The following is a 14,450-nucleotide window of genomic DNA, read 5'->3' on the forward strand; positions in this document are numbered from 1 at the left end:
TATCAAAAAAAGAAGGCAACAAGCCGTATGTGCCAAATATGATAAATCACTCTCAACATCTTTATCTTCTCCACCAGCCTGATAATAAATGGCGCAAAGCAGCTACAATCCATCCCTTTACCCGAATTATTTGCACCAAACTCTAGAACACAACCAATTTCAATTAAGGCTAATGGCGGGATCAGATCACCACGGACTTCGCCTGCATCATTCTTGCTTGCTTCTTTTGCACCATCTTGTAATTTCCTATTTAAATGATCATTTCTCTTAATTCTCTTAAGGCTGTAAAGTTTCAGTATGCACACACGCCGCATGAACACCGGAACTTTCTAATAAGCACAACGTTGAAGATGTTTTCCTATCCCATAAAGCTTCTAAAAAATAAGCAACTGTACCTCCTGAAGGAATACCATATTTTTTCCAACGCTATATTTTTGATTTGTTGACGCCTAACTGCTTCGCGGCAGGGGAAAACCGGCTGTTGAAAAAAATCAAGCTGTTGGAAATACATCGTCTTCAGGCCTGCAGCTCTATCGATTGCTTTTCCAAATAAGCACAAAAACGTGCACGCATTTGCTCATCCACTCTCTGCCAGACACCCAACAATTGGGTAAAAATTCGTTCCTGTTCATTAATTTGCGGTGGCGTATTAACCCCATTGATCAAATCAAAAGCCCGCCGTAAATCCCCCTCAACCTGTTACAAAACAATCGCCACCCGCTGTTGCGCAACCAGCTCCATCTTCGCTAGCTTCAACAACTGTGCCTGATATCCGCCAATGCCGTACCACGCAAAACAGAGCGCAATTCAGGTTGTAAATGTCGAGCAATACAGTTGAAACGTCTTACTGACTTTTGAGATAAACCAATGCGGTCCACCACATGTTTGGCAAAAGATAAAGTTGCTCCTTTGCCATTTTCTTCGTCTGTATAAGAAATAGGGATAACTTGTTCCAATTGCACAAAATCTGCATCATCACCGACCAAAGAATAATATTTACCCTTTGATTTTCTATCCCCACCACGCTTAATTTCTCCATACTTCTTTTCCCACAATTCGCGGTAAGTCTGCACAAACAAAGCACGGTCAGTCACCGACAATTCATTGCGAAAAAGGTTTTCAGCAACCTCTATAAGCGCAGCATTCCTTTATCAGCTTTCACTACAACGGCATCAATTTCGCTATAGCCCAAAAGTTCGGCGGTCCGTAACCGGTGTGCTCCAGCAATCAGCGTGTAATTACCCTCTTTAACATTGGGCATATGAGGCACTGTAATCGGATTCATCAATTCCTCCCGCGCCATTGATTGCGCAAGTGCATTGGCATGTTCATCATCTACAAGGCGTATACGCCTAGGCACAACAATCAAATTTAAAGCAATCTCTTGAAACTGTGCCATCACGCCCCGCCCATCTTCGATAAGCTTTGGCAAAAACTGGTTCTTCCAAACGCCGATTAATTGTACGCAAAGAGCGAGCAACAGCTGTACGTTCATGCTCTTGCATGGCGACAAGACGCGGCCGCGTAACCTCAAACTGATAATGCAAAATATGAATGGCAATCTGTCGTGCTAACGCCGTATCAAACAAATGATGCGGTGGATCAATAATCATCCTGATCAGCAGATGCCTAAATCCACCATTCACCGCTTTAAAAGAACAGGCAAGCATTATTTCTAAACGTTCAGCTTCTGAATAAGGATTAAAGATTTCTCTTTTTTCCTCTGGGATCTATAAATTATAAGCTGCAACCATAACCACCACCCCCGATAAAGAAAATCTGTGAACCACCCAATCGCAAAAAACAACTCATCCAAACGGTTGCCTGATGAGACAACTGTGTGCAATTTTTCTCGTCTATTTTGTATTGATGTTTAGACATTGATAAACCTTTTTGTCTTATGGTATCTAAAGTCATGGCAAATGCGCGAAAACGCAGAGCCATGTAACAAAGTTTCAAGCAGCGTTACCGCGCGATAGGTAAGAAACAACAGAATCCCTGGTGGCGTGTTTTGCCACTTTGAAAATACGACTGTGACTCTTGGGGTAACGTTCGTAGAAAACCTGCTCAACGGGCAAGCCAATAAAGTCTGCAATCGCCCCCTCGGCTTTTTCATTGGGCCGTGTCCAAATGTTTTTAACACTGGAAAGGGTATTGATAGGCTTTCACGAGTTCTGCCAAGGTCATATTACGGTAGCGTAGCTCGGCTAAAATACTATGGCGATCCCATGTTTGTGTGATAGTCATAAGGTTTGCTCCTGCTTAAACAGATGCTGCAACCATCCCTCTTTTGTGGGATTAAATGTGTAATAACTGCCCAACATAACGGGCTGTAATATGAGGCGTATATCAAATATTCGTTTTGATATTGGAGTGATTTTTTGGCAAGCCCTGAAAAAGAACCACAAATAGAACTGGCAAAACAGTTACGTGAAGTATGATGAATGTTCAGAAACGAAGAACGGGGCATTTTTACGCAACGCCTTAATTTACAACGAGGTACTCTTACCAATTACGAAATCGGAACACATGAGCCGATATCCTCAGCAATTAACGCCTATCATAGAGTCTATAACATTAATTCTCATTGGCTCGTTACGAATGAAGGTGAAATGTTTAGTGATATGGCAACAGCAAAAGAAACAGGTTTTAAAGAACCTACCATTCCTGCTGGACTGATGAAAATACGTGATCGCATAGCTTATACAACCTATCGCAATGCAATATAAAACTCCCCCCGAAGATATAGCAGAACTCGCAGCGGAACTTTATGGAAAACTGTAAGAACTGGTTCGAAACATCAACGATAGTGAAGAAGTAGAACTTATAGAACTTACCTTGCCTCTTTTAAAATTGCATTTAAAGCGTCAAATCGAGGCTGAAAAAGAACATTCCAAAACTACACAAAATTAGACTTAATGCTACTCTAAAATAAAAAATGAAAGTAGAAATCTTTTTTGCTTTTTGGGTCATTTTTGGTTGATTTTGGCGTCAATTGAACTTTTGGATTGATTTTTTTCAAAGGGTCTTTAAAGGCGGTTTTCTGGGATTTCACAGACTTTTTAAAAATCTTCAAAGGATTTTTAAAGACCTTTCAAAGCCTTTTCTCATTTTTACGCTCAAATTCCGATTTTCGCTATTTTTAGCTCTTTTTTGAAAAAAATCGCATTTAATGATAGAAATTATACATAAAAACAATAAATTATCACGTATTCCTATCTAATCCCACCTCTTCCCACTTATTCCAAAACCTACTGTCAAACTATACTCATACCAATATAAAATTATTAATTTAGAAGAATTTTTAAAAAAGCTATATCCTAGAAATTATTTCGATTGATGTTCAAGCAATTTTATTAAAAACGTTTAGAAATTCATTTAAATGATTGACCTTTTGCAAGAACTTTGTAAAAAGACTTACTGAGTTTGGAGGGGTGGCCGAGCGGTTTAAGGCACCGGTCTTGAAAACCGGCGTGCAGGAGACTGTACCGTGGGTTCGAATCCCACCCCCTCCGCCACAGCACTTTTATCACGCTATAACTTATTGATTTTATGTATGTTTTTTTAAGGTGCGGGATGTATAAATAAAGGTGCGGGAATAGGATTTTCCAACATGCCTGTATAGGGTGCCTCTTTTTTTACCAACTTTCTCCAACAATTTTTTAAATTCTGCCAAATCTTGTTGTGAAAAATTCTCTAAAGTTCTAACAAATATGCCAACGGGTACAGATTTCTTGCCAATTTTTACAGAAGATAAAAAGGCTACAGATACGCCTAGTTTATCAGCCATATCTAAGAGGCGCTCTGAGCAATCAATGCAAAAAAGTTTGCGTAAAATTTGACCAAATGATGTAAGCATCTAGAAAGTCCTGTTAAAAGAAGAAATATCTCTTGTGATTCTAGCAAATATTTTGAGATTTTCTCAATTATTACGAATCAGAACTTCTTTTGAGGTGTTTTTTGAGAGCTTTTGTGAAAGATTTTGAGGGAGCTAATTTTTTGAAAACCATTGTTTTAGATGTGCAATGACATTATCTATGGCATCCATGAGACGAGCAAAATCGAGGATAAGCAAAAAAAGAAAAAATGCACTCCACTTCATGAAACGCGACATCACTTTCACACTTTGATAGGTTAGGATTATTTCTTGAAGCATTGCTTTTTCCGCTTCTGTAAGCTCTATTTGTTTTTCAGTGTTTTTTCTGGCCATGTTTCCACCCACACAAGTATTCCCCTTGCTTATTATGCTTTAAGATCTCTCTTGCTAAGTTTGAACTGATCACGTTCAGATCTTGCTGATTTAAATAAATGGGCAACCAACCAACACAAGAAGAAGCATATTTATGGATCCCGCAACCAGTCAGAGAGAGCAGCCCGCACATCAGCATCAGTTTTTTTGTTAACTTCATTTTCTATTTCCAGCCGTGTTGTTGCTGCCTTTAAAGCTTTTTTGGTTTGCTTTTGCTGTTCAGTCTTCTTGCCAAAATGAAAAGCTCTCATTAAGGCTATAAAAAAAGCGGCTAGAGCCGCGCCTGTTAACAGCAGATTTCTTTTCATCCATAAGATCATAGGCAGTGCTCCTGAAAACGCTTAGCCACGAAGAAAATGCCAGCACAGGCAGCAAAAACCATAACGGCAGCGAAAGCCCATTGGATGGGACCATTGCCCGCTAAAAAACCACTAAGACCTGAGAAAGATCCAATGACTGGTGCAAGGGCTTCGGCTTTGAAAAGCCCTGTTGCATGCTTTTTTTCTACCGTCTGATAGTTGGAGGAAACAAACGCGCCTTTCGCCCACAACCCTGCTTCTGCTGCACGACGGTGGACTAAGCCTTTTAAACGCTTTCCTCCTGCTCTAGTCCATTTCTGCAATTCAATGGGTACAGATTCATAATCGCCTTTATTCAGCTTTTTAAGTAATGTAGAATTTTGGAAAGCTATGATCCCTATATTATAACAAAAGGAAACAAGAGCACCAAACTGCTCGTCACTTAAGTCAACATAAACCGCTTTTTCTACCGCCCGCTCATATTGACGCAAGTCTTCCAAAAGAAGAATTTCCGCTCTTTTTTCCGTAATGACCATGCCTTCAACAACTATCGGCTTACCCGCTTTTTCTGTATGACCATATCCTATCGTCCAAACACCAGAAGCATCTCTATAAGCATGGAGCCGTAGCCCTTCCCATTTCTTTAAATAATTGAGACAATTTTTATTGATTTTTCGTGCCATCGTTCAATTCCATTTTATAAATATACCTTGATTAATACGGCGCCATCGCCACCATCGCCACTGGAGGAAGACGTTGCATCCTTTCCAGGAAAATAACCGCCACCACCACCGCCATAAAGTACCTTACTCTCTTTAGGAACTAAAGCGCCTTTACCACCATGACCGCCCCACATGCTATGGCCACCATCACCAACTTTACCATTATAATAACTACCGTCACCACCACCGTCACCACCATAAACACTACTCCCACCTGTACCGCCTTTACCGCTAGTGCTACCACGACCTTCACCGCCAGTGCCGCCACCACCACCACCGCCATAAACACTACTCCCACCATCACCACCTTTACCCCCTAAACCATAAACACTACTCCCACCATCACCACCTCTACCACCTTTACAGCCAGTGTTGCTCCAACCGCCCCAACCACCCCAACCACCATCGGATAAAAAATTATCACCACCACGACCACCACGACCACCTTCGCCGCCAGTGCCGCCAGCACCCTGGCCACCACCACCACCAAGAAAGCCATCTTTACCATTATAATCGCCATCTTTGCCTGTAGCATCCTCACCTTTAAACACGCCTTTTTGATAAGGTTTAATTGAGTTATTTCCACCAAAAGCTATAATAAATTGACCAACTACTGTGCGGTCGCCTCCAGGATTATTACGACTCTTTCCGCCTTTTCCAATCTTGACCGAATTCTTTCCAAGAAATTTTTTCCTTGTTCTTACGTACGTACAACAACCACCAAAACCACCTTCGCCGCCAGTGCCACCATAAAGACTATCCCTCCCAGCATCGCCGCCACCCCAAGCCCATATCTCAAGTTCTGTCTCATCAGTAACACCTTCTGGCCAAGGAATGTCTCCACTTTCTGTTATAAGGATTTCAACAGGTTTTCTATATCCACTATCATTGCTACCATTATCATTTAGGCTATTGGCTTTGATTGAAGCCATGAGGTTGGCTGGTGAGATAAGTGCGTCTATTGTTTTTGTTCCATCAATCCAGTCTTGTTTTGCAAGAGGTTGAATGAGATCAACTTTTTTCTCTACACTGTGCGCTACATCTTGCGCTTTATTAGCTGCTGTTTGTGCAGTGGTAGCAATAGCTTTTGCATCCGTAGCATTTTTTTGTGCAACACTCGCCGTATCTAATACACTCTCTGCTGCCTCTTTTGCTTTAGTTGCTGTATGTGTCCCTTGTTGTGCACTTTCCTGTGCATGTTGCACATCATTTTCAATTTTATCAATTTTTGCAATCTGTGCACGTTCTTGAGGGGTTAAAATAAGGTGCTCATTCCCCTCTTTCATATTCTCCATATCAAATGCATCTTTTGCTATTTTATCTGGATCATAGACTGATTTTAACATACCAAAAGACTTTGATATGGCAAAATAACTGATGGTATTTTTGAGATCTACCGGAGATATAGGATAATAAACACCTTCACTTCCTTTATACCATTTTTCTATTGTTGGCTGGGTAGAACTTAGCCACCGAAGCTTTGATCTTTCTTCTTCAGTCAAAATCTTTTTGGTAGGACCCTCATGCATATTTTCCATGGAAAACACATTTGATCTCACATTATCGGGATCATATGTAACCGCACTCATATCACCAATTCCTAAAGGTGATATTTGTATCCAACCATCCCCTGATAAAATCGTATTCTCATGGGCTTGCCCACTTGCTTTAATATCGTTAACAGTGATCTTATCTTTGTAGGCAAGTTTACCAATATCTCTCTTTGCAACCGCATCATCAGCTTTCTTTCCTTGAGCAGCGGTTGCGAAATATTCTACCTCATAAGCTGCTGCACTGCCCACTGAAATGGGTGCAAGAGCTTTACTATCTAAAACACCTTCTTTGACTTCTTCCTTTGTTGCTGGTTCAAGCTTAAATATATGCGTGTGATAGGGTAATGGCATTGCAGTTTATTCCTTAATCAGTTCATTTTTTGAGATTGTGTGTGGAGAGTGAGACCTGTAAGCGCAATGCATCAAGGTTTTTTTGCAGGGTCTCGATACGTTGCTCTGTTGCTTCTTGATACTGTGTCAAAGCGCTTAAAAGATCACGCTGTGTGTCGTTTTTGATAAGATCAAGGACCTTGTTTAAAGGCGCATGAACCATGCGATTGCTTGCATAAAAAAGGACGCGGATTTGTTCCGCGTCCGCAATATCATCAATAGCGGATAGGTGATTGATCATTGGAACACTCACGATTTTATGGCATAAACAACCGTTATATTAACAGGGCGCGTCTCTGTCTCACCTGTTGAAGAGAGGGTGACCTTGTGTGTGTGCATGCCAGCAGGTTGTGTTGTCGCTGTAAGAGTTTGATAGTGATAACTAGGGTTCCTTCTGCCGATATCATTGGCACTCCATCCAATTCCAGCATACTGAAAACTGTGCGTGTGCTCACCTGCTTCTTCAAGGGTGCAAGCATGTGGATGCGATTTTATGCAATCCTTCTGCATATCCGCAAATTGTCTACTTCTGTCTAAACCACGGCCATCATCAAAGCCGCGTAAAAACATTCCTCTAAAGTCTGGAACTTTAAAAGTTGTATCGCTATCTTTCCCCCATTTATCCCCTATTGCCTTGAATAACTGCGGATACTCTTTGCGTTGATAGGTTGCACCATCACATAAAAGCCACCCACTTGGCAATTCTTGCATAGCAAAGGTTGCAATAAACCCGCAAGGGAAGGTTTCGACCTTTGGTGGTGGAAGTGGTGTGGGATTTAAGAGATACCAACCATCATGTTCTTTTGTTGATGCATCGCTATTATAGACTATTGCATAAATACCACCCGTTTGTAATTCACCACCCTCTAATGGTACAATACCCATGTTCGTGGCTTTATAGAGTGGCGTTGCTCCTATATTATTCACATTTATTGTTGTAGATCCCACATTCACACCACGCGCCTTAAAGTGTAGAATGATATCATTTTTATATTTTGCTATAGGTGAAATCGTTGTTAACGTTATCGATGTTGTTTTCTCTTGTCTGTTCACCATAAAGTTTGCATCAAGGGAACCACCATTATCGGCAAGATATTCACGCACACGCTGCATCATGACACGTGCACTATCATTGACAGAACTAGGGGGTTGTCCCTCTGCCCAATTAATCATGCTATCTGAATGCGCATTTTCATCAGCTGTCAACGACCAATCATAAATATCAGACATGATAAGCCCCCGTTCTTCTTAATAACTCTTCTTGTAATTGTTGCTTTTTTTGCTGTCCATATGAGCGAACAGGATTTCTCCTTGAGGGATCAATTAAGAGCGTTAAATCTACTGGGTGTGCACTTGATTGTGAAAACCCCGTCATCATTGGTTGTTGCATCATTTGTTGATGTGCCATCTCTATTTGTTGATTTTGCGCATCTTTATTCCGTCTCATCAAATCAACCAAACTCATTACACTCTTTTTAAGAGCACCTGCATCAATGCCTTGCCCCTGGAATCGTGTATTTTCATGCAATGGTGTATCATATGCCATCAATGGTTTTCTCGCTTGAGCACCTTGAATTGCCTTTTGAAATCTCTCAACGCCGCGCAAGGGAACCACTTCATTTGCTGCACTCTGTCCATTGCCCCAGCTTTGTCGTGCCCTACCATTCGAAGCCTCTCCCGTTTTATTGTAAAGCCCATAAATATGATTCATAAAATCCCCTGCGGTTGCCTCCACATTTCCTCCGTTAAGGACAACTGCTTGACGCCCTAAAAGCTGGCTTGCTGGCACATTAGGATTTTTGATAAGTTTTACAGCCCCTGCTGGTCCTTGTTGGTGTGCAAGATAAAGTTCTGCTTGTGATGGCTCTCTGCCTAATGCTGTAGCTAAATAACGCGTGTTATCCTTCGTTAATCGTGCCATAGCATCCGTTGCTTGAAAGGGATCAAACTTATTATTCAGTTGATACTGTTTTGCTGTTGAATCGAGAAATTGATACAGCCCTCCTGCACTACTTTTGCTATTTCTTGCATTTGGATTACCCTTACTTTCTATCATAGCAACCCGTTCAAGAAAGCTTTCTGGCAAACCATATTTTTGTGCTGCCTGTGAGATAGCACGCTTCACATTGGGATGAAAATTGATCATTAGTTTATAACCACTCTATAAGCACTACTATTCAAAAGAATGCCAACAAAATTGAGGAATTTTGTGTGATCTTTTTTGCTTATTAAGCGTTTCTTTTCTGCTTCGTGAAACTTCTTAATTAATTCAACGGCTTTTTCTCTTGCTAACCCAAACTCCCCTTTTTCACGCGCTGTTATGAGAGCCGCAATATCCCTTTCAGTCTCTTTATGAACACTTAAGAGTTTGCGTCCCCATTCCCTTGCAAAAGTTTTCATGGCTGTCTTGATGAGACCAATCTTTCCTCCACTCACCGCTTGTTCTATTGTCTTTTCTTCCACTTCACCCATATGGTTTGGCAAGCGTGCAAAAAGCCTTGTTCTTTCTACTTCTGGTCGCAACACTTTCATAAGCTGCTTGGCTTTATCCTTACCAAAAATATGCTGTAATTTTTCTTGACCATTTTGCGTGTCAAACAAACTCAAAAGATTGTGGTCAAAATTCTGTGCATTGCCTGCGGCATGTTCTACTTGTGAGCGTACACCTTTTTGAAAGGCATTTTTTTCCATCAACCCCAAATCCGAAAGTTGACTTTTAATTGTATCGAGATTAACGCTTTTCTTCAGTGCTTTCTCTCCTTGCTCGAGGGCATCACCAATAGTACGCTCGTCATAATAAATTTTCCGTGCTTTAGCATAATCTGGAGATGACGTATCCAAAACGTCCAGAATGCGTTGTTTGAACAAAGTCAAATCTCGCGCATACCCTCGTTTTCCTTTGAGACGCGCAGAATTAATTTGATCATCCAAAACCTCTTTCATCTTATGTAAAATCCGCATATTCAGTTTTGGATATCCATTGCTTCCTATAACTGTTGCATCCGCTTCATTTGGCATTTGCGCAATTGCTTTTTTATAGGCTTTTTGGAAGGCAGGGGTTTCTTGCAAGAGCGATAAATCTTTACTGACGGCATTGGAAATAGGAGAAGCTTTCGCCCTCTCATAAAATGATTCAGCTCTTTTCTGTGCTTGTTTGATAATCTCTTGCTTTAAATTAAGCGTATCGACCTTTGGACCCATCACATCTGTCAACGCATCCTTTATCCGCAGTGCACTCGCATCTTGCCTTTCAGTCAAACGATTACTCACAAGTGAATAAGTATCAAGATCTTTTTTTGCCGCTCTAAAAGCTCTTGCTGCAAGCTCATCATGAAGATCAATAATCATTGAATCAGGACCACGCTGTTTTAATGCCTTCTCAAGCTTATCGACACCTTCATCCCCTAAGGCATGGCTTACATCTTTAAGCGCTCTATTGCTTATTTGAAACGCCTCTTTTTCTACACCTTGTGTTACTGATTCAGTTTTACCAAACAATTTTCCAACTGTGTTTTTGAGAGCCGCAGGCGTTTTTCTCATAACAGCAGGCGTTTTTTTAAGTGATCTTGTCGCAAAAGATGTTACTTTTGATACACCACTGGCAACAGCTGGAGTTACAAAACCTAACCCAGCACCAAGCCCAGCAGTCAGGAGAGTATCCTCTAACCCCTCCCCTTCACCACTGCCTGCTATTCCGCCATAAATGGCTCCAGTTTTTGCTGCACGCCCCAAGCTAAACTTTGCCGCCTCTTTACTTGCTGCAGCTTTCATTGCGGCTTCACCTGCCGCTTTTGCCGCTGTCCGTTCTGCACCTTCTGCCAAAGCAGATTGCACCGCCCTTTCTCCTGCTGCTAGAGCTTTACTGGTTATTTGTGCTCCTGTGGCACCTGCTCTGCTTCCCAAAAGCACATCGGCCCCAAGAGCGGAACGCGCAGCAGCAGGAGCGCCAACACCTGGTATTAGAAAAGGAATTGCTGCCCCCGCTAAATTCCCCAGAAAAGATAGATAAGAATGATCTCGGTTCGCCGCCCTTTGATAATCTCTCCATCGCTTTGTCACTTCATTATATTTTTTGATTACCTCTCCATCTCCTGTCAAAAGATCCCAGAAACCTGCTAATGCTCCTGCGGCTTCATCATCATACCCCATGGTTAACCCGTGAAGAGCTCCCCATCCAAACGCACCCGCAGCACTTGGATGTGGACCATCTTCTTCTGTTATACTTTTATTTTCTGTAAGAGAACCACTCAGCCTTTCCTTATTTTTTGAAAAAAGCTCTTGAAGCTGTTCTGGTGTATAGTCACTTACATGCCCAATGACTCTGGTATTTTTTCTATGAATGAGAGGAGGAATTACTTCAGCCATTGGTTTGTTTCTCCTTAATGCGTCCGTCACTATCAATAAACAGTATGCCTTCCGGCAAAGCCTCTATCTGTTTTTCTAGTGAAACATCTGACTGCGTATTATTTTTTTTATAAGCATCCTCCCCATAGGCAGCTCGGACAAGTTCGCGTGTTGCCTCTGCACCACCAAAAAGAATTGCCCGTGTTGCTGCATTGGATTTATTAAAAGTATCGATAATGGTTGTTAAAGATTTCTTCAGTTGCTCTGCCGTAAGATCTTGATACAGTGCCGCTACAGAGTTTTGCAATGCTTGCAATTCCATATTAGACAAATTCCCAAAGCCAGATGCACCATTTGGTGAAAATGCTTTTGCTTTTGTCAAGGCATCAAGCCCAATACTCGCCTTCAATGAATCAAGCATATGCCCAAAATCTTTTGCCTTAAAACCAGGAATGAACGACCCCCAATAACCAAGGAAACCAGCAACATGCGGGTGCTCATCAACAATTTTTAGCAATTCTTTAGATGTCGAGATTATACGATTTGATCTGTCCGCTGATTCCAAAATTTGCATTTTTGCTTGCTGTTCTTTACGCTCCTCCTCCTTCTGCTCTTGGATTAATTTATGTTCTGCACCACTGCCTGCAATTGGCATCGCACGTATGCCATGAGGGGCATTTTTATCCTTAACAAGCATATAACCCGATTCAGGCTTTGACAGCATGCTATCAGTATTTCCCCCTAATCCAGAAGCAGTGGAACGTTGTCCCCCTTGGACAGGTATAATTTTCCCTGTGCTTGTTGAAATTTGGAAAGCCATATCCTCAGGCAATCCCTGCTTTGCTTTTTCTTCCGCTGTGAGTGTTCTATAGTCTTCTTGGGGGCTCAACGTGCTGCCAATCACTTTCATGGCAAGATCTGGATATTGCATGATTGCTTGTGCGTCTTTATCATCGTATCCTTTAGAGCGTAAAAACGCAAAAATTGGTCTATTTTGAAGACGTGTATTATTGCCCTGCCGCATAACAAGCGCCGCATTTGAAAAGCTTTCTTGCGGTGTTTTTCCTGATGCTAACCCCGCAAAAAAATCCATGAGATGCTCGGAAAATTCTGATTTTCTAAAACGCTCCCATAAGTTGCTTGGATTTGCGTCTTTATGGATAAAGTTTCCAACGGCGTTTACATAATCCGTTGCTTGTTCTGGCATATCATTTGCTTTTAAATGTTCTTCTTCTGAAATAGGCGTATGAGAAAGTGTTTCTTCATTGACAGGGCTGCTTCCCCGCTGTTCTTCCGGCATAGATCTGTTGTTGAACTCTGTAATATAATCCATTACATCTTTTTGCTGTCGCCCAGCTTCATCTCCACTCACTTTATCAATGTTAGAAACAAATGGAGATTGAGGAATCATTGATGCAACACCTCCCTGCTCTGAGAAATCAGATTTTTCTTGTTTTGGTACCTCTTGTATCCTAATAGTATCCTTTAAAGCATCTGGTAATGAAGGCATTTGGCGCTTTAAATCATCCGTAGACATAATCAATTCTGCTGGCGTTTTTTTCCCAGCTTCTCTTCCTTCCCCATAAGAACCGCGAATAAGCTCTGTAGGACTTAATTTTTGTTGCGTATCAGAGCCAGTATTATCAAAAGGGTTTGTGCTAAAAGCAGCACGTTCTAAAAAACTGGGCTTGTATCGGCCTTCAAACGATGTGCTTGGAGGTGTAGAAGACTGTCCTAGAAAATACTTGGGAAGTTGCGTTACAGCTTGTGTTAGCAAAGGACGCAAAACTTTTGGATTAAGAAATAGTGATAAAGTATGAAAGCCGTTTTGTTCCATCACTGCACCCTTTCCATGTTAAAGCCAAGCTTGTCATAATCAACATGCAAAAGGCCTGTGGTATTATTGTAGAAAACAGCTTCAGGATTTGACCTCAAAACGTCTTGTGCCATCACCCCGCGATAGCGCTCTGGAGAACCCTTATAGTTGTATTCATAGAGTGTATAGCCCTTTTTCTGTCCAGCCTCCCTGATGTTTTCTTTTGCCCTCCTATCGCTAAGCCCAGCAAAAGTACCAAGTATCGTTCCAACATTTCCAATAGTTTGCCATGGATTAAGTTTTGTTTGCGGCGTAAACTGTGTCCTTTGTTCCGTTTGCATTCCGTAATTTCCAGCAGAAGCCGTACCAGCTGCAAGCAGCTTACTTAACTGATCCCAATCAAGATTATTCTGCTGTTCCCATTTCTGTCGCTCTTCGTCTAATTGTTGTTGATGATTGGCATCAAGCAAACCACCTCCAGACAACGCATTGAGATTTGCCTGACCTTGACCTTGAAAAAAGTTATTAGCGCTAGCCAACTGATTTTGATTGGCTTGATCAATCATTCCATTGGCTTGCATCATATTGTTGACGTCTTGGTTATATTGCTGTGAGAGAGCTTGGGTTGCTATGCTGCCTAATTCATCTGCCAAAACACCCGTATGTGCACCAGAACCATAACGCCCCGCGCCTGCCAATGAACTGTTAATCGTGTCTGAAGCTTTATTTAACGTGTTTTGCAGTGCTTCCTTAAAATAAGGATTATTGCCTATCTCATGACCAGAAGCCATGTTCTTTAAATTTTGGCTGGTTGAATTTTGCCCTGTGGCTAATCCATTTAAGTAATTATTATCATAGTTATGCGTATTATTGCTAAGCCCATTAATTGCATTTTTTGTTTGATCACTTAAACCTGCGACACGCTGCCCATCATAGACAGCTTTTCCGCTGCCTTGATTATAAAAACTCATAGCATCTTTAGCAGCACGTTCAAAGATTCCCTTTGCCCATTCAGGTGGTGCATTTGTTTGCGTGGTATTTTGCGTCGTCTGAATTGGTTTTGAACTTTTTCCCATG

The 14,450-nt window shown here is 41.6% G+C and carries 14 protein-coding genes, 1 tRNA gene and 3 pseudogenes; 2 read left to right on the top strand and 16 right to left on the bottom strand.

Features of this window, described 5'->3' with window-relative positions; translation table 11 throughout:
- Positions 1-2: 2 nt before the first annotated feature.
- The 4 genes and pseudogenes from AYT27_RS08785 to AYT27_RS04690 all read right to left on the bottom strand — a co-directional run bounded on the left by AYT27_RS08785 (position 3) and on the right by AYT27_RS04690 (position 2,247).
- On the bottom strand, positions 3-314 hold the full coding sequence (locus tag AYT27_RS08785; RefSeq protein ID WP_011180676.1) for a hypothetical protein: 312 nt from the start codon (positions 312-314) through the stop codon (positions 3-5).
- A gap of 202 nt (positions 315-516) precedes the next feature.
- A pseudogene (locus AYT27_RS04675) lies at positions 517-1,399 on the bottom strand (ParB N-terminal domain-containing protein).
- Positions 1,353-1,730, bottom strand: a complete 378-nt coding sequence (locus AYT27_RS04680) for a hypothetical protein (RefSeq protein ID WP_223396449.1) — start codon at positions 1,728-1,730, stop codon at positions 1,353-1,355. Before AYT27_RS04680 ends, AYT27_RS04675 begins: the two are co-directional and overlap by 47 nt.
- A 225-nt stretch (positions 1,731-1,955) precedes the next feature.
- Positions 1,956-2,247: pseudogene (locus AYT27_RS04690) on the bottom strand (helix-turn-helix domain-containing protein).
- A 134-nt stretch (positions 2,248-2,381) separates the two neighbouring features.
- Between AYT27_RS04690 and AYT27_RS04695 the strand changes: the two are divergent.
- A pseudogene (locus AYT27_RS04695) lies at positions 2,382-2,913 on the top strand (helix-turn-helix domain-containing protein).
- A 515-nt stretch (positions 2,914-3,428) separates the two neighbouring features.
- Positions 3,429-3,518, top strand: a tRNA-Ser gene (locus AYT27_RS04700).
- A gap of 32 nt (positions 3,519-3,550) precedes the next feature.
- On the opposite strand, the gene AYT27_RS04705 is transcribed toward AYT27_RS04700, so the two are convergent.
- The 12 genes from AYT27_RS04705 to AYT27_RS04760 all read right to left on the bottom strand — a co-directional run bounded on the left by AYT27_RS04705 (position 3,551) and on the right by AYT27_RS04760 (position 14,449).
- On the bottom strand, positions 3,551-3,859 hold the full coding sequence (locus AYT27_RS04705; RefSeq protein WP_011180804.1) for a transcriptional regulator: 309 nt from the start codon (positions 3,857-3,859) through the stop codon (positions 3,551-3,553).
- 132 nt (positions 3,860-3,991) lie between these two features.
- Complete coding sequence (locus tag AYT27_RS04710; RefSeq protein WP_011180805.1) at positions 3,992-4,210, bottom strand: hypothetical protein; 219 nt, start codon at positions 4,208-4,210, stop codon at positions 3,992-3,994.
- Positions 4,191-4,409, bottom strand: a complete 219-nt coding sequence (locus AYT27_RS09690) for a hypothetical protein (protein WP_011180806.1) — start codon at positions 4,407-4,409, stop codon at positions 4,191-4,193. Before AYT27_RS09690 ends, AYT27_RS04710 begins: the two co-directional genes overlap by 20 nt.
- Positions 4,342-4,569 (bottom strand): hypothetical protein, encoded by a 228-nt coding sequence (locus tag AYT27_RS04720; RefSeq protein ID WP_011180807.1) that lies wholly within the window; start codon positions 4,567-4,569, stop codon positions 4,342-4,344. Before AYT27_RS04720 ends, AYT27_RS09690 begins: the two co-directional genes overlap by 68 nt.
- The gene (locus AYT27_RS04725) at positions 4,566-5,231 is read right to left on the bottom strand and encodes a lysozyme (protein WP_011180808.1); all 666 of its coding nucleotides are present in this window, start codon (positions 5,229-5,231) and stop codon (positions 4,566-4,568) included. The genes AYT27_RS04720 and AYT27_RS04725 overlap by 4 nt, the downstream gene beginning before the upstream one ends.
- Before the next feature lie 14 nt (positions 5,232-5,245).
- Positions 5,246-7,174: a hypothetical protein gene (locus AYT27_RS08950; RefSeq protein ID WP_011180809.1), complete on the bottom strand. Its 1,929-nt coding sequence runs from the start codon at positions 7,172-7,174 to the stop codon at positions 5,246-5,248.
- Between the two features lie 22 nt (positions 7,175-7,196).
- Positions 7,197-7,454, bottom strand: coding sequence for a hypothetical protein (locus AYT27_RS04735; RefSeq protein WP_011180810.1), 258 nt, complete (start codon positions 7,452-7,454; stop codon positions 7,197-7,199).
- Positions 7,455-7,462: 8 nt separating this feature from the next.
- A complete protein-coding gene (locus AYT27_RS04740) occupies positions 7,463-8,443 on the bottom strand; it encodes a phage tail protein (RefSeq protein WP_011180811.1) in 981 nt (326 codons plus the stop codon).
- Positions 8,436-9,359, bottom strand: coding sequence for a transglycosylase SLT domain-containing protein (locus AYT27_RS04745; protein ID WP_011180812.1), 924 nt, complete (start codon positions 9,357-9,359; stop codon positions 8,436-8,438). Before AYT27_RS04745 ends, AYT27_RS04740 begins: the two co-directional genes overlap by 8 nt.
- Complete coding sequence (locus tag AYT27_RS04750; RefSeq protein WP_011180813.1) at positions 9,359-11,578, bottom strand: hypothetical protein; 2,220 nt, start codon at positions 11,576-11,578, stop codon at positions 9,359-9,361. Before AYT27_RS04750 ends, AYT27_RS04745 begins: the two co-directional genes overlap by 1 nt.
- A complete protein-coding gene (locus AYT27_RS04755; protein ID WP_011180814.1) occupies positions 11,571-13,394 on the bottom strand; it encodes a hypothetical protein in 1,824 nt (607 codons plus the stop codon). Before AYT27_RS04755 ends, AYT27_RS04750 begins: the two co-directional genes overlap by 8 nt.
- On the bottom strand, positions 13,394-14,449 hold the full coding sequence (locus AYT27_RS04760) for a tail fiber domain-containing protein (RefSeq protein WP_011180815.1): 1,056 nt from the start codon (positions 14,447-14,449) through the stop codon (positions 13,394-13,396). The genes AYT27_RS04755 and AYT27_RS04760 overlap by 1 nt, the downstream gene beginning before the upstream one ends.
- Position 14,450 lies beyond the last annotated feature (1 nt).

It is taken from the genome of Bartonella henselae str. Houston-1 (genome assembly GCF_000046705.1).
In the GTDB taxonomy this organism is placed as follows: domain Bacteria; phylum Pseudomonadota; class Alphaproteobacteria; order Rhizobiales; family Rhizobiaceae; genus Bartonella; species Bartonella henselae.

What these genes read in the sequence shown, in the direction of transcription:
- AYT27_RS08785 (WP_011180676.1), bottom strand. Translation starts at nt 314, where the DNA reads ATGCGGCGTGTGTGCATACTGAAACTTTACAGCCTTAAGAGAATTAAG.
- AYT27_RS04705 (WP_011180804.1), bottom strand. Translation starts at nt 3,859, where the DNA reads ATGCTTACATCATTTGGTCAAATTTTACGCAAACTTTTTTGCATTGAT.
- AYT27_RS04710 (WP_011180805.1), bottom strand. Translation starts at nt 4,210, where the DNA reads ATGGCCAGAAAAAACACTGAAAAACAAATAGAGCTTACAGAAGCGGAA.
- AYT27_RS09690 (WP_011180806.1), bottom strand. Translation starts at nt 4,409, where the DNA reads ATGAAGTTAACAAAAAAACTGATGCTGATGTGCGGGCTGCTCTCTCTG.
- AYT27_RS04720 (WP_011180807.1), bottom strand. Translation starts at nt 4,569, where the DNA reads ATGATCTTATGGATGAAAAGAAATCTGCTGTTAACAGGCGCGGCTCTA.
- AYT27_RS04725 (WP_011180808.1), bottom strand. Translation starts at nt 5,231, where the DNA reads ATGGCACGAAAAATCAATAAAAATTGTCTCAATTATTTAAAGAAATGG.
- AYT27_RS08950 (WP_011180809.1), bottom strand. Translation starts at nt 7,174, where the DNA reads ATGCCATTACCCTATCACACGCATATATTTAAGCTTGAACCAGCAACA.
- AYT27_RS04735 (WP_011180810.1), bottom strand. Translation starts at nt 7,454, where the DNA reads ATGATCAATCACCTATCCGCTATTGATGATATTGCGGACGCGGAACAA.
- AYT27_RS04740 (WP_011180811.1), bottom strand. Translation starts at nt 8,443, where the DNA reads ATGTCTGATATTTATGATTGGTCGTTGACAGCTGATGAAAATGCGCAT.
- AYT27_RS04745 (WP_011180812.1), bottom strand. Translation starts at nt 9,359, where the DNA reads ATGATCAATTTTCATCCCAATGTGAAGCGTGCTATCTCACAGGCAGCA.
- AYT27_RS04750 (WP_011180813.1), bottom strand. Translation starts at nt 11,578, where the DNA reads ATGGCTGAAGTAATTCCTCCTCTCATTCATAGAAAAAATACCAGAGTC.
- AYT27_RS04755 (WP_011180814.1), bottom strand. Translation starts at nt 13,394, where the DNA reads ATGGAACAAAACGGCTTTCATACTTTATCACTATTTCTTAATCCAAAA.
- AYT27_RS04760 (WP_011180815.1), bottom strand. Translation starts at nt 14,449, where the DNA reads ATGGGAAAAAGTTCAAAACCAATTCAGACGACGCAAAATACCACGCAA.